The sequence below is a fragment of the Kerstersia similis genome, from assembly GCF_965139615.1.
GTDB classification, from domain to species: domain Bacteria; phylum Pseudomonadota; class Gammaproteobacteria; order Burkholderiales; family Burkholderiaceae_B; genus Kerstersia; species Kerstersia similis.
In genome coordinates, this window is the sequence record NZ_CBCSIQ010000001.1 from 167545 (window position 1) to 187359 (window position 19815).

Annotated in this window: 12 protein-coding genes; 9 read left to right on the forward strand and 3 right to left on the reverse strand. The window is 62.4% G+C overall.

Annotated features, from left to right (window positions below):
- The first annotated feature begins 11 nt into the window (after positions 1–11).
- Together hrpA and ACNA1V_RS00675 are read left to right on the forward strand one after the other, a co-directional pair.
- Positions 12–3848 (forward strand): ATP-dependent RNA helicase HrpA, encoded by a 3837-nt coding sequence (hrpA, locus tag ACNA1V_RS00670; protein WP_415831640.1) that lies wholly within the window; start codon positions 12–14, stop codon positions 3846–3848.
- Positions 3849–3952: 104 nt separating this feature from the next.
- Positions 3953–4645, forward strand: a complete 693-nt coding sequence (locus tag ACNA1V_RS00675; RefSeq protein WP_415831641.1) for a dienelactone hydrolase family protein — start codon at positions 3953–3955, stop codon at positions 4643–4645.
- 158 nt (positions 4646–4803) lie between these two features.
- Here ACNA1V_RS00675 and ACNA1V_RS00680 read toward each other — a convergent pair whose 3' ends face one another.
- Positions 4804–5724, reverse strand: coding sequence for an AEC family transporter (locus tag ACNA1V_RS00680; protein WP_415831642.1), 921 nt, complete (start codon positions 5722–5724; stop codon positions 4804–4806).
- Between the two features lie 68 nt (positions 5725–5792).
- Complete coding sequence (lpxO, locus tag ACNA1V_RS00685; protein WP_415831643.1) at positions 5793–6692, reverse strand: lipid A hydroxylase LpxO; 900 nt, start codon at positions 6690–6692, stop codon at positions 5793–5795.
- A gap of 194 nt (positions 6693–6886) precedes the next feature.
- Here lpxO and dnaE point away from each other — a divergent pair, with 194 nt between their 5' ends.
- From dnaE to ACNA1V_RS00720, 7 genes are all read left to right on the forward strand, one after another.
- Complete coding sequence (gene dnaE / locus ACNA1V_RS00690) at positions 6887–10381, forward strand: DNA polymerase III subunit alpha (protein WP_415831644.1); 3495 nt, start codon at positions 6887–6889, stop codon at positions 10379–10381.
- 160 nt (positions 10382–10541) lie between these two features.
- Positions 10542–12521: a BCCT family transporter gene (locus ACNA1V_RS00695; protein ID WP_415831645.1), complete on the forward strand. Its 1980-nt coding sequence runs from the start codon at positions 10542–10544 to the stop codon at positions 12519–12521.
- Positions 12522–13043: 522 nt separating this feature from the next.
- Positions 13044–14792, forward strand: a complete 1749-nt coding sequence (locus ACNA1V_RS00700; RefSeq protein WP_415831646.1) for a porin — start codon at positions 13044–13046, stop codon at positions 14790–14792.
- Positions 14793–14978: 186 nt separating this feature from the next.
- Complete coding sequence (locus tag ACNA1V_RS00705) at positions 14979–15905, forward strand: CorA family divalent cation transporter (RefSeq protein WP_415831647.1); 927 nt, start codon at positions 14979–14981, stop codon at positions 15903–15905.
- A gap of 19 nt (positions 15906–15924) precedes the next feature.
- Positions 15925–16863, forward strand: coding sequence for a magnesium transporter CorA family protein (locus tag ACNA1V_RS00710; protein WP_415831648.1), 939 nt, complete (start codon positions 15925–15927; stop codon positions 16861–16863).
- 43 nt (positions 16864–16906) lie between these two features.
- Positions 16907–17854: a magnesium transporter CorA family protein gene (locus ACNA1V_RS00715; RefSeq protein WP_415831649.1), complete on the forward strand. Its 948-nt coding sequence runs from the start codon at positions 16907–16909 to the stop codon at positions 17852–17854.
- A gap of 172 nt (positions 17855–18026) precedes the next feature.
- Positions 18027–19196: a transketolase-like TK C-terminal-containing protein gene (locus tag ACNA1V_RS00720; protein ID WP_415831650.1), complete on the forward strand. Its 1170-nt coding sequence runs from the start codon at positions 18027–18029 to the stop codon at positions 19194–19196.
- Positions 19197–19232: 36 nt separating this feature from the next.
- Here the strand turns inward: ACNA1V_RS00720 and ACNA1V_RS00725 are convergent, their stop codons facing one another.
- A complete protein-coding gene (locus tag ACNA1V_RS00725; protein WP_415831651.1) occupies positions 19233–19691 on the reverse strand; it encodes a MarR family winged helix-turn-helix transcriptional regulator in 459 nt (152 codons plus the stop codon).
- Between the last annotated feature and the right edge of the window lie 124 nt (positions 19692–19815).

The window sequence follows — 19815 nt, forward strand, 5'->3', positions numbered from 1 at the left end:
ACAGGAGTTCCATGTCAGAGTCATCCGCGCCGGCCAAAGGCCGTGCCGCCCATACGCAGCCACGCGTGCTTCCCGCCATCAGCTATCCGGAAGATCTGCCCGTCAGCGCCCGCCGGGACGAAATCGCCCGCGCCATTCAGGCGCACCAGGTGGTGATCGTCAGCGGTGAGACCGGTTCCGGGAAAACCACGCAGCTACCCAAGATTTGCCTGGAAATCGGCCGTGCCGCTGGGCGCAGCATGATAGGCCACACGCAGCCGCGGCGTCTTGCCGCGACCTCCGTGGCCAAGCGTATTGCGGAAGAACTGAATACCCCGCTGGGCGAACTGGTGGGGTATCAAATTCGTTTCAATGAAAAAGCCGGGCCGGGCGCCGCCATCAAATTGATGACGGACGGCATCCTGCTGGCCGAGTCTCAGCGCGATCCGTTGTTGCGGCGCTACGACACCATCATTATTGATGAGGCGCATGAGCGCAGCCTGAATATTGATTTCCTGCTGGGATATCTGCGGCAGATTCTGCCGCGCCGGCCGGATTTGAAAGTGATCATCACCTCGGCCACGATTGATGCCGAGCGTTTTGCCACGCATTTCGCCGATGCCGACGGCAAGCCGGCGCCGGTCATTGCCGTGTCGGGGCGTTTGTATCCGGTGGAAATCCGCTACCGACCGGTGCGTGAAGAACAGGATGCCGAGACGGCGGCGCGCCAGACCGGCAATGGCCGCGGCCGGGAGCGCGAACGGGATGAAGAGCGCGATCTGGTCGATGCCATTGTCGATGCCGTGGATGAATGCGCGCGCCTGGGCCCGGGGGATGTGCTGGTGTTCCTGCCGGGCGAACGGGAGATCCGGGAAGCGGCAGAGGCGCTGGGGCGCAATGTGCGGGCCGGTACGGAAATCTTGCCTTTGTTTGCGCGTCTTTCGCAGGCGGAGCAGGAAAGCATTTTCCGGCCGCGTGGCAATGCGCGGCGCATTGTGCTGGCGACCAATGTCGCGGAAACCTCGCTGACGGTTCCAGGCATTCGTTATGTCGTCGATAGCGGCCTGGCGCGGGTCAAACGCTATTCCTGGCGCAACAAGGTTGAGCAACTGCGCATCGAGCCGGTCAGCCAGGCATCGGCCAACCAGCGCGCCGGTCGTTGCGGCCGGGTGGGCCCGGGCGTATGTATCCGGCTGTATGACGAGGGCGATTTCAATTCGCGCGCGCCATTCACCGATCCGGAAATCCTGCGCTCGTCACTGGCGGCGGTCATCCTGAGGATGAAGGCGCTGGGGCTGGACGATATTGAAACCTTTCCCTTTGTCGAACCTCCCACCGGGCGGGCGGTGGCTGACGGATATCAGCTGCTGCAGGAACTGGGGGCGCTGGACGACGCCAATGCCTTGACGCGTACCGGACGCGACCTGGCCAAGTTGCCGCTGGACCCGCGTGTTGGGCGCATGATCCTGGCCGCGCGCCATGAACAATGCCTGGCGGAAGTGCTGGTGATCGCCTCGGCCCTGTCGGTACAGGATCCGCGAGACCGCCCCCTGGCCGAACGCGAAGCGGCGGAGGCGGCGCAGGCACGTTTCCAGGACGAAAAATCCGAGTTCGTGTCGTATCTGAAACTGTGGCGCTGGTATGGCGAACAGGCCGGCAGCGGCCTGTCGCAGCGCAAGCAGGCCGGCGTGTTGCGGCAGCATTTCCTGTCTCCCTTGCGCATGCGCGAATGGCGTGATGTGCATAGCCAGCTGCTGGCGCTGGTGCAGGAACACGAATGGCGCATCAATAGCGCGGATGCGACCTACGAACAGTTGCATCGTGCCTTGTTGGCCGGCTTGCTGGGCAATATCGGCCTGCGCAGCGAAGAAGGAGGGCAGTATCAGGGCGCGCGCGAGATACGCTTCCTGATACACCCGGGTTCTCGCATGGCAAAAAAAGGCGGGCGCTGGGTGCTGGCGGGCGAACTGGTGGAAACTACCCGGCTGTATGCACGTTGTGTGGCGCGCATCGAACCGACCTGGGTGGAGTCCGTGGGCAGCCATTTGCTGCGGCGCAGCTGGTCGGACCCGCGCTGGGAAAAGAAATCCGGCCAGGTCGTCGCCAATGAACGCGCCACGCTCTACGGTCTGCCCATCTATACCGGCAGGCGGGTGCAGTATGGCCGCGTCAATGCCGAGCACGCGCGTGAGCTGTTCATCCAGCAAGCCCTGGTGACGGGCGAAATCGACACCAAGGCGGATTTCGTGGCGCGCAACCGCAAGCTGATTGCGCAGATCGAAAAGCTGGAGCACCAGTCGCGCCGCCCCGATATTCTGGTGGACGATAGCCTGATCGCCGCGTTCTATGACCGCCTGCTGCCCGAGGGGATCAGCCAGACGGCATCGCTGGAGAAATGGTATGCAGGTCTGTCGCGCGAGCAGGCCCAGGCCCTGCTGCTGCGGCGTGAAGACCTGATGCGCCACGAAGCGGCGGGCGTGACGACCGATGTTTTCCCCAAGCAGGTGGAGTGGGCCGGCGTTTCCATGGCGCTGTCGTATCACTTCGAACCGGGTTCACCCAAGGATGGCGTGACGCTTTCGGTCCCGTTGTTCGCGTTGAACCAGCTGGATGCGCAGCGCTGCGAATGGCTGGTGCCGGGCATGCTCAAGGAAAAGGTGCATTTGCTGCTGAAATCGTTGCCGCAGAAGATGCGGCGCCATTGCGTGCCATTGCCCCAGTACGCTGCCGACTTCTATGAACGCTGGTTCGAGCGTCTGGAGAACCCTGGCATGGGGCTGCTGGAGGCGCTGGCGGCGGACATGTGGGAACAGGTGAAGGTACGTCCGGCGCCCGGCGATTTCAAGCTGGAAACCTTGCCGCCGCATTTGTTCATGAACTTTCGCCTGGTGGATGAACATGGCCGCATGCTGGCAGCCGGACGCAATCTGGATGCGATACGCGCCGAACACGGGCGCCAGGCGCAGAATCAGTTCCAACAGGTCGCCGCGCGGGACGCGGGGGTGTCCGAAGCGCTGGCGCATGACAACATCAGCAGCTGGAGTTTTGGTGAGCTGCCGGAGGTCATGGAAATCCGCCGCAAGGGACAGTCGGTGATCGGCTATCCGGCGCTGGTGGATAACGGCCAGTCCTGCGATCTGGATGTGTTCGATGACCCTCAGGAAGCACGCCGCCGCCATCGTCAGGGCTTGCTGCGGCTGTTCCGCCTGGCGTTGAAGGAGCAGGTGAAGTTCCAGGAAAAAAACCTGCGTGATCTCAATACCATGGGTATGCTGTATCTGCCGCTGGGGACGGTGGAGGAATTGCGCGATCAGCTGCTGGACTGCGCTTTGTCGCAAGCCTGCCTGGCTGAACCGTGGCCGGTGAACGCGGAGGAATTCGCCAGCCGCGTCACCGAGGGCAAGGGGCGGCTGGGCCTGTTGGCTCAGGAAGTGGCGCGCCTGGTCAATGAGGTACTGACCGAGTGGACGGCCCTGCAGCGCAAGCTGCCCCAGGCCAAGGCGCATGCGCAGGCCTATGCCGACCTGCAGCAACAGCAGCAGGCTTTGGTGCACCGCTGGTTCATTCGTGATACATCCTATGCGCAACTCAAGCATTTTCCGCGCTACCTGAAGGCCGCCGTGGCGCGCATCGACAAATTGCGCGCCGATCCTGCCCGTGACGCCAAGCTGTTGGCGGAGTTCGCGACCCTCAACACCCTGTGGCAGCGCGAGCGCGCTGCCCGCAAAGGGGCACCCGATGCGCGGCTGGATGAGTTCCGCTGGTTGCTGGAAGAATTGCGCGTGGCCCTGTTCGCCCAGGAGCTGCGTACGCCCATGCCGGTGTCGGTCAAACGCCTGCAGAAAGCTTGGGAGTCGTTGCGGCGCTGAAATCAGGCGCAGGCCGGTCGCCTGCGCCACAAGCAGAACCCGGTTCTGTCCGGGACCAATTATCCGGTATCCCCCTATTCGGGACATGACGCAAAGGAGAGAAAATGGGCCAGTTCATTCAGATCGACTCACGTGACGGTTTCCGCCTGCCTGTCTATGAAGCCAGGCCGGCGGGCACGCCGCGTGGCGCGATTGTGGTCATTCAGGAGATTTTCGGCGTCAACGCCCATATCCAGGCCGTGGCCGACAGCTACGCCCAGGAGGGCTACCTGGCGCTGGCGCCGGCGATCTTCGAACGGATCGAAGCGGGCGTGGATATGGGGTATGCGCCGGAGGACATGAAGCGCGGCATTGCGCTGAAATCGGCGCTCGAAGGTGTGGCGCAGGCATCGGCGGGCGACGTGCAGGCCGTGATCGACTATGCCGCACAAGCCGCTGGCGGCAAGGTCGGCATCGTCGGCTTTTGCTATGGCGGCTTGATCGCCTGGCGCGCGGCAGCCAATGCCAGCGGCCTGGCTGCCGCCGTGGCCTATTATGGCGGCGGCGTGACAACACCGGCAGAAGCCGGGCGAACGCCCAAGGTGCCGGTTCTGGCGCATTTCGGCGAGCGCGACACGCATATTCCGCAGGACAGCGTCGCGGCCTTCCGCCAGGCGCAGGCCGGGCATGATGTCACTGTGCATGTGTATGCAGCCGACCACGGGTTCAATTGCGACCATCGCGCCGCGTTTGATGCCGATGCCGCCAGGCTGGCATGGCAGCGTACCCTGGCTTTCTTCGCAGAACACCTGGGGTAGAGGCAAGGCGCAGGCGCCGGCCTGAGAGGCTGGCGCCCAGCCCGCGCTGGTGGCCATCCCCCTGCCGGCAAGGTTGCCGGCAGGGGGATTTTGTATTCCAGGACGGTCTGGCGCGTGCATGTACGCCCGGGATTGCGGAGGCGGTGGCGGGGCTGGCCTCAGGCCAGCGCCGCCATGACGGCCAGGGGCAAGGCCAGCGCGGCCAGCACGGTTTGCGTGGCGATAATTCCCGCCATCAACGGCGCGTCGCCGCCCAGCTGGCGGGCCATGATGTAGGACGAAGACGCCGTGGGCAGCGCCTGGAACATCAGCGCGGCAATGGCGGCCGGGCCTTGCAGGCCAAAGACACGGCAGGCGGCCAGCGTTGCCAGGGGCAAGACGAGGAATTTCGCCACCGAGGCAATGGCTACCGGGCGTAGCCAGCTGCGCAAAGTGGAAAAATCCAGCGCGGCACCGACACAAAGCAGGCCCAGTGGCAAAGAGGCCTGGCCCAGCGCCTTGAGGGCGGGACCAATACCTGCGGGCATGCCCAGGCCGCTGACATGCAGCACGATGCCGATGAAACAGCCGACCACCAGCGGGTTGGTGAACAGGTGGCGCAGCAAGTGGAGGAGTGAGGGTGACTGGATGCTGCCGTAGCGTGCAAAGACCAGGACGCACAGGATATTCACGGTCGGCACGATCGTGGCCGTGGCGACAGCGGCCAGCGCAATGCCTTGCGCGCCGAACAGGCCGACGGCCACCGAGGCACCGACATAGTTGTTGAAGCGGACGCCGCCCTGGAATACCGAGGTAAAGGCAGCATCGCCTACAGGCAGGCGGTGGCGCAGCAAGACCAGCAGCGCCGATACCACCAGCAGCGACACGATCAGCGTGGTGACCATGGCCGCGACCGGAACGCCGTCCAGCTGCGCGCTGGCCAAGCCGTGCAGAAACAGTGCGGGCAGCAGGATGTAATAGCCCAGGCGTTCGGCTTGCGGCCAGAAATGCTCCGACAGGAATGCGCGTTGCCGCAACCACCATCCCAGCGCGATCAGCAGCGCAATGGGAACGAGCGCCAGCAGCAGTTGGACGGTCATCGGCCAGGCCTCAAGAAAAGCGGCAGGCTGTTGTCAGCCTGCCGCCATGGCTCGTCCTGCCTGAGGGATCAGAGCAGGATGAATGCAAGAACGACCAGCACGATCAGGGCGTATTTGGTCAGCTTGTAAACCGTACGGTTCCACTTTTTGAAAGCCTTGCGCTTCTGGTCGATGACCCAGTGGAAATGGGTCAGCTTGTTGATGGCGCCGGTCTTGTCGGTGCTTTCGTTGGGAGCGCTGGCAGCGGAGATGGCGACCCGGCCGAACCAGTTGTTGAACGCCTGGGCCCAGCGCCAGCGCATCGGGCGCTCGACGTCGCAGAACAGAATGATGCGGTTGCCTTCGCTGTCGTTGCGGGCGTCGTGGATATAGGTTTCGTCGAAAATCGTGCTTTCGCCGTCGCGCCAGCTGTAGTGGATGCCGTCCACGTTGATGTAGCAGCGGTCATCGTTGGGGGTGGAAAGCCCCAGGTGATAGCGCAGCGAACCGGCGTACGGGTCGCGGTGGGCATTGAGCTTGCTGCCGGCGGGCAGCTCGGCGAACATGGCGGCCTTGATTTCGGGAATTTCATTGAGCAGCGCCACGGTGCGTGGGCACAGCTTCTGTGCGGAGGGGTGGCGGGCGTCATACCATTTCAGGTAGAAACGCTTCCAGCCTTCCTTGAAAAACGAGTTGAAGCCGATATCGTCATGCTTTTGTGCGGCCTTGATGTGTCGCATTTCCGCCATGGCCAGCGCCTCGTCGCGGATGATTTCCCAGTTGTCGTCGAGTTTTTTCAACGACGGCAGGTATTTTTCATCCAGATAGGGCGTGGTGGGCACTTTGGAGAAGAGCACCATGAACGCGTTGACGGGGGCGAGCAGGATGGAGTGATCCAGCAACTGCTTGTGCAGAGGGAAGCGGACACGGCCCCGGAAGTGGGCGAACAGGATGGCGGCCAGCCAGATGCCCGGTATGATCCATTTCATATTGCCAGTGACTCCTGGATTAAATAAACAGCGGAACCAGCGCGGGTGCGGATGCGGAAGGCGGCTCCGAGGCACCGGTGCGCGTGCATGTTTCAATTGTAGGCGCATGGCGGGGGCTTGGCACGGTCTGTGCAAGCATCCGTAACCAATGTTTGCTGCATGCTCGGGCTGCCAGATGGTTACAATCCTGCCCCATGACTGCATCGCTTCCCGCTACCCCCTTCGTCCATTTGCGTGTCCATTCCGAGTTTTCGGTCGTGGATGGCATCATCAGGATTCCCGAACTGGTCAAACAGGCTGCGGCATTCGGCCAGCCGGCCGTGGCCCTGACCGACCTGACGAATCTGTTTGGCCTGGTCAAATTCTATAAAACCGCCAGGGGAGCTGGCCTCAAGCCAGTGGCAGGCTGCGATGTCTGGCTCAATAATGACGAAGATCCGGACAAGCCTTTCCGTGTCCTGTTGCTGGTACGCAATTGGAACGGCTATCTGCAATTATGCGATCTGCTGACGCGTGCCTGGCTGGGCAATACGCAGCGCGGGCGGGCGCAGGTCCGGCGCGAATGGCTAGACAGCGCCGATGGCCTGATCGTGCTGTCCGGCGGCCGCATGGGCGATATCGGGCAAGCACTGGAAGCCGGCAATCTGGCTGCGGCCGAGGCGCTGGCCCGGGCTTGGCAGCAACGTTGTCCGGGCAGCTTCTATATCGAACTGCAGCGCGCCGGGCGGGATGGCGATGAGGCCTATGTGCAGGCGGCCATGCGCCTGGCCGCCAGGCTCGGCCTGCCGGTCGTCGCCACGCATCCGGTGCAGTTCCTGAAACGCGATGATTTCCAGGCCCATGAGGCGCGGGTTTGTATTGCCGAAGGGGAGTTGCTGGGCAACCCCCGGCGGGTGCGGCGTTTTACCGATCAGCAGTATTTCCAGAGTTCGGAGGAAATGGCGCAGCGTTTTGCCGATGTGCCTGCGGCGCTGGCCAATACTGTGGAAATTGCCCGGCGTTGCAACCTCGTGATGACGCTGGGGCAGCCGCAACTGCCCAATTTCCCGACGCCAGACGGCATCTCGCTGGATGATTACCTGATCCAGCTGTCGCGCGAAGGCCTGGAGAAACGGCTGGTATTCCTGTTTCCCGACGCCGAACAGCGTGCCCGCGAACGGCCTGTCTATGACGAACGGCTGGATCGCGAGTGCCGCACCATTATCCAGATGGGGTTTCCCGGCTACTTCCTGATCGTGGCGGACTTCATCAACTGGGGCAAGGGCAATGGCGTGCCGGTCGGGCCAGGGCGGGGCTCGGGCGCTGGTTCTCTGGTGGCCTATAGCCTGGGTATTACCGATCTGGACCCGATCCGCTATGACTTGCTGTTCGAACGCTTCCTGAACCCCGAGCGGGTGTCCATGCCCGACTTCGACGTGGACTTCTGCCAGGACAACCGCGAGCGTGTGATCGAGTATGTCAAGGAGCGCTATGGCCGCGACGCCGTGAGCCAGATCGCCACCTTCGGCACGCTGGGCGCCAAGGCGGTGGTACGTGATGCCGGCCGCGTACTGGACATGCCATACATGTTCTGCGATGGCCTGTCGAAAATGATTCCCTTCAATCCGGCGGACCCCTGGACGCTGGAGCGGACGCTGGAAAACGAACCGGCTTTCCGTGAACGCTACGAGCAGGAAGAGGAAGTGCGCGCGCTGGTGGATCTGGCGCGTCCGTTGGAAGGGCTGACCCGCAACATCGGCATGCACGCCGGGGGCGTGCTGATCGCCCCGGGGAAACTCACGGATTTCTGCCCGCTGTATTGCCAGCCGGGCAGCGAAACCAGCGTCGTGTCCCAATACGACAAGGATGATGTCGAAGCCGTCGGCCTGGTGAAGTTCGACTTTCTGGGCTTGCGCAACCTGACCATCCTGGATTGGGCGGTGCGCTATGTGCGCCAGTTCAACCCGAGCATGCGCGATTTCGATGTCATGGCGCTGCCGCTGGACGATGTGAACGCCTATCGCCTGCTGTGCGAAGGCAATACCACGGCGGTATTCCAGCTTGAATCGCGCGGCATGAAGGAGCTGCTCAAGAAACTGCGGCCCAGCAACTTTGAAGACGTCATCGCCATGCTGGCCCTGTACCGGCCCGGACCGCTGGAATCCGGCATGGTGGATGACTTCGTGGACCGCAAGCACGGCCGTGCCGAGGTCGATTATTTTCACTCGGATCTGGAAGCCACGCTCAAGAGTACCTACGGCGTGATTGTGTACCAGGAACAGGTGATGCTGATCTCGCAGATCATCGGCGGGTACTCGCTGGGGGGCGCCGACCTGTTGCGTCGCGCCATGGGCAAGAAAAAGCCCGAGGAAATGGCCAAGCACCGCGAGCTGTTCGAGAAAGGCGCGGTAGAGAAGGGTTATGACGCCGATCTGGCCGTCAAGCTTTTCGACCTGATGGAAAAGTTCGCGGGCTACGGCTTCAACAAGTCGCACTCGGCCGCCTACGCGCTGATTTCCTACCAGACGGCCTGGCTCAAGTATTACCATCCGGCAGAGTTTCTGGCCGCCACGCTGTCGTCCGATATGGACGACACCGACAAGGTCCAGACCTTTGTGCGCGATGCCCTGGATAACGGCGTCAAGGTGTTGCCGCCGGACGTCAATGCCTCTGCCTACCGCTTCGAGCCGGTCGAGGACGAATATACCGCCAAGGGCAAGCCGCCGCGCACCATGCGCTATGGCCTGGGTGCCGTCAAGGGGACGGGGCAGGGCGCCGTCGAGGAAATCCTGCGGGTGCGCCAGGCCGGGCCATTCCGTGATCTGTTCGATTTCTGCCGCCGTATCGACCGTCATTCGGTGAATCGGCGCACCATCGAAGCATTGATTCGTGCCGGCGCGTTCGACGGGCTGGACGATAACCGTGCGGCGCTGCTGGCCTCGGTGCCGCTGGCAATGGAAGCTGCTGACCAGGCGGCGCGCAGCGCAGACCAGGTGTCGCTGTTCGGCGATGACGATGCCGCCATTGTCGTGGCCGGTGAACTGGCCAAGGTGCCGCCCTGGGATTTGCGCACGCGTCTGACCGAGGAAAAGGCGGCCCTGGGCTTTTTCTTCAGCGGCCATCTGTTCGACGCCTGGCGTGACGAGGTGCGGCGTTTTGTTCCCACCCCGCTCACACGCATCGAGCCCTCGCGCGAATTGCAGTGGCTGGCCGGTGCGCTGAGCTCCGTCCGCACGCAACTGACGCGGCGCGGCAAAATGCTGTTCGCCGTGCTGGACGATGGCACTGCGCAGCTGGAAGTGTCGGTATTCAACGAACTGTACGAACAGAACCGCAATCGCTTGCGTGAAGACCAGTTGCTGATCGTGCAGGGCAAGGTCAGCCACGACGATTATTCCGGCGGCACGCGCATTGTGGCTGAATCCCTGTTCGATCTGCAGGCTGCGCGCGAGACACGGGCCCGGGCCTTGCGCCTGACCATTCCGCAGGCCAAGGCCGATACCGCGGCGTTGCGCCGTACCCTCAATCCGTTCCGTGCCGAACCGGAAAATGGGATTCTCGGTGTGCCAGTGGAAATCCTCTATCAGCGTCCGGATGCGACGGCATTGATACAGCTGGGAGAATCCTGGCGCGTGCGTATGGCAGATCAAATGTTTGACAACCTGGTGACATGGTTGGGGGCAGATAATGTGGAGATCCGTTACGATTAAGGGCTTTCACCCCAGATCGTCGATGCCGGATTTTCGGCGTTGAAAGCGGTATCTCGCATCAACAATGCGTTAATGGGATTAACACTGCGGCAATAGATCGGGGTCTGCCGTCTCGACGGTGGATTCCGATGTGCTGTCGCCTGATTTGCAGGAGTGGTGTATGGCAGCATCTCCCACCGGCAGCAGGCCGAAACTTGTTATCAATCCGCCCGTGTTCTGGTCGGCGGCAGGCCTGATCCTGCTGCTGGTCGTTCTGACTTCGGTTTTCCCCATCCGGGCACAGGCCTTGTTCGCCGTCGTGCAGAACTGGATCGTCATCAATGCCAGCTGGTTCTATATCCTGACGGTCGCGCTGATCCTGCTGTCCGTCATGTTCTGCATGATCAGCCGCTATGGCAGCATCAAGCTGGGGCCGGACCATAGCCAGCCTGACTACAGCAATACCACCTGGTTCGCCATGCTGTTCTGCGCCGGGATGGGCATCGGCCTGATGTTCTTCGGTGTGGCCGAACCGCTGATGCACACCATCGCTCCCCCGGTTGGCGACCCGATGACAGTGGCGGCGGCCAAAGAGGCCATGCGCATTACCTTCTTTCACTGGGGGCTGCATGCCTGGGCCATTTATGCGGTAGTGGCGCTGTCATTGGCGTTTTTCTCGTTCCGCCATGGCTTGCCGCTGACGCTGCGTTCCGCCCTGTATCCGCTGATCGGTGACAAGATCCGTGGTCCCATCGGGCATGCCGTGGATGTATTCGCCATCATCGGTACCGTGTTCGGCGTGGCGACATCGCTGGGTTTCGGCGTGCTGCAGATCAACAGCGGCCTGAACCTGCTGCTGGATGTGCCGGTGAATACCACCGTGCAGATCATCCTGATCGCGGTCGCGACGGCGCTGGCTACGATGTCCGCGGCCTCCGGCCTGGACAAGGGCGTACGCCGCCTGTCCGAACTGAACATGATCCTGGCGATCCTGCTGATGCTGTTCGTGTTTCTGGCTGGCCCCACGGTGTTTCTGCTCAAGGCATTCATCCAGAACACGGGCTCCTATCTGTCGGAGATCGTCAGCAAGACGTTCAACTTGTACGCCTATGAGCAGACCGACTGGATGGGCGGCTGGACACTGCTGTACTGGGCCTGGTGGATTTCCTGGTCGCCTTTTGTCGGCATGTTCATTGCCCGCGTATCGCGTGGCCGCTCGATCCGCGAATTCGTGGGCGGTGTGATTTTCGTGCCGGCGGGCTTCACTTTCCTGTGGATGACGGTATTTGGTGATACCGCCATCCATATGCTGCTGGCCGATGGCTACACCGAGCTGGCCCAGATCGTGAAATCCGATAATTCGCTGGCGCTGTTTGCCTTGCTGGACCGGTTGCCGATGGCAACCTTCATGTCCTACCTGGCCGTGGTGATGGTGTTGATCTTCTTCGTGACCTCGGCTGACTCGGGAGCGTTGGTGGTGGACCTCCTGGCGTCCGGCGGCAGCGAGCATAATCCGGTCTGGCAGCGGGTGTTCTGGTCGATCTCCATGGGTGTGCTGGCCATTGTGCTGTTGCTGGCCGACGGCCTGGCTGCCTTGCAAACCATGACGATCATCAGTGCCTTGCCGTTTGCGGTGGTGTTGCTGGCGGTGCTGGCAGGCTTGTTGCGCGCCTTGCGGCTGGATCTGGTCAAGCGCGGCATGCGCTACCAGAACCACCTGGCGCCGCGCGCCCAGCATGGCGATGACAACTGGCGCCGCCGGCTGCGCAATCTCATGGTCATGCCGCGTCGGGCGCACGTCAATCGCTTCATTCAGGAAGTCGTCAAACCGGCCTGCGAGGATGTGGCCAAGGAGCTGGAAGGCAATACGCAGGACGTCAAGGTGACAGAGCTGGAGCAGGGCGGCATACGCCTGGAAGTCATGCATGGCGATGAAATCGACTTCATCTATGAGGTGCAGCCCCGCGCCTATGCCCGCCCGACCTTCACCGTCAACAACGACGATGACAGCAACGATGAACGCAAGTACTTCCGTGCCGAGGTGCACCTCAAGGAAGGCGGCCAGAACTACGACATCATGGGCTGGAACCGCAATGCGGTGATCGGGGATATCCTGGACCAGTACGAGAAACACTTGCACTACCTGCATCTGTTGCGCTGACCCGTTTCAGCGCCGAACGGCCCGGCCGGCTCCTGTGTTTGAGGGGCTTGCCGGGCCGTTGTCTTTTCCGCCCGCAGCGCTGACGGGCGGGGGCGGCTGGCCGGGCGCGGACAAGGCCCATCAAGCGGATCTTGTTCGTTGGGGACGCCGGTGGTGGCGGGATATCCGCGCATGATGGGGGTGCGCACTATCCGAAGGTATCGGCGGCATATCGAAAGATGTCGTATGGCAACCCAAGAGGCCAATAGCATTGCGCCCGGCCGGGTGCGACAATCTTTTTCGTTGCAGCAGCGGGATTCGACAGACGGGAACCGGGCGGCAGCAATGCAGCATTTTCATGGAGCCGAACCGATGGATGATGACGAGAGTAGGCCCGTTGGCTTGATGCTCAAGCCGGCGGGCGCCCCCCCGACTTTCCTCCTGATTGACGACTTTTGCCTTTCACCAGCAAGGGCAGGGGTGTGCTCGGCCCGATAGTTTCGCCGGGGGCATTCCGCCTTGCGCGGTTTACAGGATGCCCTCATGCGAACCTTGTTTTTTTCACGCGCTGCGTCATGCAGCACGGTGCCACCCATGCCGGCGGGATTCAGTGTCCGGCGCGCCCGCTGCGCGTTGCAGGAACATGCACGCTTGACGCTGGCGGATAGCCTGCGAGTACTGTCCAGCGATATCTCCGGCCTGGCTTTCGAAGAGGTCTTGCGCCGCCTGGTGCGCCACGGCCCGAACCGGCCCCGTATTCCCGCCGCTGCGCCGCCGGCGCTGGCGCGGCTGGCCCGCAGCCTGAAGGATCGCCGGGTGTCGGTCTTGCGGCGGCTGGAAACCTACGGCCAGGAGGATGATCTGGCGCGCCGGGTGCCGGCCAGCCTGCTGGTGCCGGGCGACATCATTCAGTTGGGGGCCGGCGATATCGTCCCCGCCGATGTGCGCTTGATTCGCCAGGAGGGCCTGTTGCTCGATCGGGCTATTTTTCAAGCCTGGCCGGATAGTTGCGCGATGGGGGATCGGGTGCTGGCCGGCAGCGGCAGTGCACTGGTTCTGGCGACCGGCAACCAGACCCTGCTGGGCCTGCTGCTGAAAGAACCTGCGCATGAAGCGCCACGCCTGACGCTGGCGGGCATCTGGCGGCAGCTGGGACGTCAGGCCGGACGCCAATGGCAATGCCAGGCCGGTGTGCTGGGAACGGGCATGGCCGTGGCCGTTCTGTCCCTGGGGGCGCCGCGCACCTTGGAAGCTGCCGAAGTGACGTTGTATGGCACGGTGGATGTGGGCGTGGTCACAACCCATGTCAAAGGCGCGGGCACGGGAACCGGCTTGCTGAGCGGTGGACAGACCGATTCACGCTGGGGGCTGCGAGGGCGGGAGGATCTGGCGGACGGCGCCTATGTGAACTTCGCGCTGGAAGGCGGGCTGGATGCGGCCACCGGCAGTGCCGAAGAACCGGGCCGGTTGTTCAATTATCAATCCTGGATCGGTTTGGGCAGCGAAGGAATGGGCGAGCTGCGCCTGGGGCGGCAGTTCACCGCGGGGCAGGTTTTTGTTTCCGGGATTGAAATCGCCGGCTGGAAGGATTTCGGCATGGGAGCCTTGATGCGGGCATCCGATAACTACCAGGTGTCGAATCTGTTGGGCTGGATCAGTCCTCAGTGGCATGGGCTGCAGGCGGGCTTGAGCTATAGCCCGGATGTCGGTGAACGCGGTTTCGAGAAGGGGCGGGCCCATGTGTTCAGCAGCGCGCTGCAGTTTTCCATGGACGACTGGCTGCTGGTAGCCAGCTATGAAACCATGGGGCGCGTGGCCGGGGAGGCAGGCCAGGCGCACCGGCCTGCCACTTTGCAACTGGGCTTGAGCGCGGATGTCGAGTTCGCCCGAGTGGCGGCGGGTTGGAGTCGCCAGCGCAACGGGTTTGTGGGACGCAACGGCGGGGAAGGTCCGGCCGGGCTGGAAGCCATGGGCCTGCCAGGCATGGGCCCCGCAGAGTTTCTGGATGGCGGCCGCCTGGATGCCGTGTATGCCGGCATTGCCGTGCCGATGGGCCAGGACGAGTTGCAATTGCAGTGGTCGCAGGCCCGACCGAGCTGGCATTGGCAGGATGGCGGCGATCGCGCCGGGACGGTCCGTGTCATGTCGCTGGGCTATGTCCATGCCCTGTCTCCCCGTACGTCACTCTATGGCTTTGTCGCCATGGGGCAGCGTTACGCCATGGAGGATGTCGTGGGGGAGGATGCGCCGCGAACCCGGCGCGCAGCCCTAGGCATCACGCATCAGTTCTAGCGTCGCGGATTCCGGCCGTGACGGCCAGTAGGCCAAATAGGCCGCTAGGCCAGCATGGCGGCCAAACTTGATTTCCATTGTCTCCTGCCTACCTGGCAGGCCGGGTGGCCTGCTTTGCCGGATACGCTCGTTCAGGGCGTGCAAGCCAGATCGTAGTGGCAAGGGGCAGCAATATAAGGGGTTTCCATGTTGAACCAATTCCAGCCGGCAGCGGGCCTGCCGCCTCTCTGGCGCAGCAGCGGCAGAGCGTCCTCGGCAGTGGCGCTGCCTGCCGGGGCCGAACAATGGCGCGCGCTGGCCGAACGCTACGGATTTGCTGCATCGTTGATCGACGTCTGCCTGACGCCTCGCCAGGGGCGACCGTTGTTCAAGGAGCAGGATGGCGCCATCCTGCTGGTCTTTGCCGTGCCCGTTCCTTCAGGCGCAGGGGCGGCGCGTCCCTTTACCATCGGCTATGTCTCGCTGCTGGCCAATGCGCAGCATGTCCTGGTAGGCAGCCATGCCGCTCAGGCCGCAGCACCTCTGATCCGCCAGGAAGACGCTGCGGAGGCGGGGGGATGCCTGCAGGCAGCAAGCTTGCTGCACGACGGCGCACACCGTTTCATCGACGCCTTGCGGGAGATCAACGCGGGCGTGGACCGCATTGAGGCGCAGCTCAAGCATGCCATTGTGAACCGCCAGATATTTGATCTGCTGGAACATAACAAGTGCCTGAATCAGCTGTTCGGCGCGCTGGAAGCGAACCTCAAACTCCTGCAGCGTGTGTCGGCATCAATGCTGGTGCGCCAGCATCCCCTGGCACGCCAGATGCTGGAGGACGCCATGGTTGAAACCAGCCAGGCACGTGCCATGGCCGAAATCCACAACATCAATCTGAGCAACCTGATGGATGCCTATGCGGCGGCGGTGGAAAACAACCTGAGCCTGGTCGTGCAGTACCTGTCCATTTTTGTCATCGTTGCTGCGGTTCCCATGGGAATCGCAGGGATCTATGGCATGAACACGCCGCTGCCATTCCAGGATGAACCCTTTGCATTGCCGGTGCTCGGGCTGCTGGGCCTGTTGCTGGCGGCACTGATGGTGGCCGGCTTCAAGGCACGCCGCATCCTCTGATACTGCAGGAACAAAAATTATGCTGCATTTCTATAAAAGCGATGACGCGGGCATGCTGGCCCGGGTCGGGGATATTGCCCACAACGCCATCATTCACATGGAAAATCCAGACGCGGGTGAAATCGACCGGGTAGCGCAAGCGCTGGCCATTCCCCTGGATTTCTTCGAGGATTCGCTGGATCGCGACGAACTGCCGCGCATCGCCCAGCAGGGAGGCGCCACGCTGATCGTCGTCAATGCGCCACGGCGCATGGCGGGCGACGCGCCGGCCTGGCGCACCACCCCGGTGGGTGTGATCCATGTGCAAGACCATCTGGTCATTGTGTCGCGTGAAAAGCTCGATCTGGTGGATGAATTGCTGCAGGGCCGTCATGGGGATTTCCGCAGCTATATGAAGACCCGGATCAGTCTGTTGCTGTTCCGTGCCATTGCCCAGGCCTACGACGACAGCCTGCTACGGATCAATCGGCAGGTGGCGGTGCTGCAGAAGAAAATCAAGTCGTCCTACCGTAATACCGAGCTTTTCGCGCTGATTGCGCTGAACAAGAGTCTGGTGAGTTTTTCGACGGCGCTCAGTGCCATGGCCATTCTCTACCGGCGCCTGATGGCCGGGCAGGATATCCGTATCCATGAAGAGGAGAAACGCCGACTGCACGACATTCTGATCGACATCCGCCAGGCGGCGGAAATCACGGAGATGCGGCGCGAAAGCCTGAGCAACCTGATGGACGCCTATGCCGCCATCATTCACAACAACCTCAATTCGGTGCTCAAGGTGCTGACGGCGCTCACCATCATCATGGTCATCCCGACGATGATAGGCAGCATTTTTTCGATGAACGTGGCTTTGCCTTATGAGGAAGAGTGGATTTCCACCGTGGTGGTCGGGGCGGGCATGCTGTTGCTCAGCGCGGCGCTGATCTTTGTTTTCTACAAGAAAAAATACCTGCGGCAGTAAGGCTTCAGGCCTGCTGCACGGAACCCTGCGGAGAATTACCAGCATGATGCACATTTATACCCAAGATACCCAGGGCCGCCTGGTTCGGACTGAGGCCATTCCGGCTTGCGGCTGGATTCAGCTGCAAGACCCGCAGCAGGAGGAGTGGCTTCAGCTCGCCAGCGCGACCGGCCTGCCGTCGGCCTTCTTCGAAGATGCGCTGCGCCCGGAAGAACGCCCCAGGGTAGAACGGCAAGGCCAGGCCTGCCTGGTTTTGTTGCACGAACCCTGCCGCGACGAGCGCGTCAGCGCGGTTGATGAGGATGTGAAGTATCGCAGCCTGCCAGTGGGCGTCATCGTGGCAGGCGACCTGATCGTGACGGTCAGCCGCCAGGTGTCGGCGATTTCGCCGGATCTTTTCCATAGGCACGGCCTGCATCTGGCACCCGGCCGGCAGGCCGGCAATGTCATGGCGATCGTGGAGGGCATTGCCCAGGCCTTCGGCAGCGTCATGCAGGACATAGATGCGGACATCGCCAGCGCGGAAGCCGAGCTGGCGCGTTCCTACCGGAACCGGGAACTGTATGCCTTGCTCTACCTGAATGAAAGCCTGATCTACATGACGACGGCGCTGAAGAACATGATGCACGTCATGCATCGGATACGCCATGATGCCTCTCTGCCGCTCGGGCCGGAGGAGACGGCGATGTTCGAGGTGGCGCAGGCGGAGCTGGAGCAGGCGCATGCCGTGACGCATATCAGCCAGCTCAATCTGAACAACGTCATGGATGCCTACGGCAATATCATCCAGAACAACGTCAGTCACATCGTCAAGTTCCTGACGGCCGTGACAATCGTGTTGTCCATTCCGACTCTCATTGCCAGCATTTACGGCATGAATGTGCCGCTGCCTTACCAGGAAGAGCCGGGCGCCTTCACCGCCATTGTCATCAGCATGGTGCTTATCAGCGGCCTGGTGGCCTGGGTATTTCAGAAGAAGCGCTATTTCTGAGCATCGTCTTTGAGCTGAGCCGTAGCAGGGCTGCGCCATTATTGGGCGGCCCTGTTTGCGTTGCCCGGCAATATAATTGCAAATACAATGATTGTAATTGCAATTGTATGATTTGATGGGTACGTCGCAGGTCGAGCGCCGGAGCCGTGCCGTCATATCCGAGGGAGATGACATGGAAGCAGGAAGCGCACAACGGCCCAGCAGCGCCGTGAGGCAGGCAGCCACGACATGCCTGCTGCGCCTGAGGGACAAGACCCTGGTACAGCGTTGCGGCCGCCTGTCGCCGCGGGCGGCCATGCGTGCAGCGGCAGCCGTGTTGGCGCCGGAGGACATACGGCGTTCGGCGGCCTGGGTGGTTCAAGGGGCCGAGCCGGAACAGGGGGGCTGGGACGGACTGGAAGGCATCCATGGTGCGCCCGCTGCGCAGGCTGGCGTTTGGCCAGGCACTGGCCATGTCAGTGCCTGGCCGCTGTGGTTTCGCGAGACGCGTGCGCAGGCGCAAAAACCATTGCTGTACATGCTGCATTCGTCATCGCTGGCGGGCTTGCATGCCGCTTTGGACGAAAGCCGGCAGCGGGGCGTTTTCTTCAACGAGGCTGAAATCCGCGCGTCGGCCTGGCCCAAAAGCGTGCAGCCTGCATTGCCGCTTTGGCTATCGTCCAGTATGGTTGGCGTACCCTATGATCCGGCTTCCGGTGCGGAAGTGCTCGCCATGTTGCGAGTGGCATTGCGCTGGGTTTATGTCGATGGCAAGGCGGATTTTGTTTATTTCTCCATGCATGACGATGCGATCGCGTCGGCAGCGCTGCCATGGCGCCAAGCTTGGCAGGCATTCAAGGGCATGTATCGTCTGTCCGGGCCTTTGCCGCCGCACACAGCCGGCGTGCGGCTGCTGGGAGCGGGACGGACGCTTGGTGCCGTCAGGCAGGCAGCGGCCTTGCTGGCGGACGACTGGGGCGTTGCCAGCGAAGTCTGGAGCTGTCCGAGCTATACCCGCCTGGCGCGGGACGGGCATGCGGCGGAACGCTGGAATCTGCTGCATCCTCGGGCGCGGCCGAAGTCGGCGCATATCCATGAGTGCCTGGCAGGCAGTCGCATGCCTGTAATTGCCGTGACTGGCTATAGTCACTTCATTGCCGCTCAGATCGGTGCGTTCGTCCCGGGGCGGTTCCAGGCGCTGGGGGCGGATTCCTTGCGTACGGCAGGCGAGGGTGCGGGCACTGCGCTGGAGGCGCGCTGGATCGTTGTGAAAGCGCTCATGAGCCTGGTGGCAGACGGTTTCTTGCCGCCAGTCGTGATACAGCAGGCCCTGCAGCGCTATCAACCGGGCCAGTCAGACTGAGTCAGACCAGACCAAGTTTTGGCCTGGTCTTTGCATCTATTTGCGTGCCTGGCCGGTAGCGGCGCGCACGGCGGCTGCCGTGCGGTTGAGGCCATCTGCCAGGACGGCCTGTTCAGCCTGGCCGAACTGGCTGAGGAAGAGTTCGGCGACTGTCGATTCATAAACCTGCCACATCTTTTTGCGCAGCACCCGGCCGCTTTCGGTAATGGAGGCGAAGGCGGCGCGCCCGTCGGCGGCCGAACGCGAACGCGTGACCAGGCCTTCCTGTTCCAGGCGGTCGATCAGGCGGGTCAGGTTATAGCGCTCGATGGCCAGGACATCCGCCAGCTCGTGCATCCGGCGGGTGCCGTCCGGCCCGCTCTCCAGGCCCCAGAGCGCGTCATACCAGGCGTAGCCCGGCAGGCCGGCGGCTGCCAGGCGATGCTCGATTTCCCGAATCATCATGCGGTGCGCGCGCACAAATGAATACCAGAGATCAGACGGCTCGGACGGCATGAAGGGGCTCCTGGGCAGGGACGGGATGGATTGCATATGCAATTTTATCCCAGCCCTGTCTTCTCAATATAATTGCAAATGCTATTATTGCATTTGCAATCGTATGCCGGGGCAGCCAGGCGGC

Coding starts and splice junctions, on each gene's coding strand:
- dnaE (WP_415831644.1), top strand. CDS start 6,887: ATGACTGCATCGCTTCCCGCTACCCCCTTCGTCCATTTGCGTGTCCAT.
- ACNA1V_RS00710 (WP_415831648.1), top strand. CDS start 15,925: ATGCTGCATTTCTATAAAAGCGATGACGCGGGCATGCTGGCCCGGGTC.
- hrpA (WP_415831640.1), top strand. CDS start 12: ATGTCAGAGTCATCCGCGCCGGCCAAAGGCCGTGCCGCCCATACGCAG.
- lpxO (WP_415831643.1), bottom strand. CDS start 6,692: ATGAAATGGATCATACCGGGCATCTGGCTGGCCGCCATCCTGTTCGCC.
- ACNA1V_RS00700 (WP_415831646.1), top strand. CDS start 13,044: ATGCGAACCTTGTTTTTTTCACGCGCTGCGTCATGCAGCACGGTGCCA.
- ACNA1V_RS00675 (WP_415831641.1), top strand. CDS start 3,953: ATGGGCCAGTTCATTCAGATCGACTCACGTGACGGTTTCCGCCTGCCT.
- ACNA1V_RS00725 (WP_415831651.1), bottom strand. CDS start 19,691: ATGCCGTCCGAGCCGTCTGATCTCTGGTATTCATTTGTGCGCGCGCAC.
- ACNA1V_RS00705 (WP_415831647.1), top strand. CDS start 14,979: ATGTTGAACCAATTCCAGCCGGCAGCGGGCCTGCCGCCTCTCTGGCGC.
- ACNA1V_RS00720 (WP_415831650.1), top strand. CDS start 18,027: ATGGAAGCAGGAAGCGCACAACGGCCCAGCAGCGCCGTGAGGCAGGCA.
- ACNA1V_RS00715 (WP_415831649.1), top strand. CDS start 16,907: ATGATGCACATTTATACCCAAGATACCCAGGGCCGCCTGGTTCGGACT.
- ACNA1V_RS00680 (WP_415831642.1), bottom strand. CDS start 5,724: ATGACCGTCCAACTGCTGCTGGCGCTCGTTCCCATTGCGCTGCTGATC.
- ACNA1V_RS00695 (WP_415831645.1), top strand. CDS start 10,542: ATGGCAGCATCTCCCACCGGCAGCAGGCCGAAACTTGTTATCAATCCG.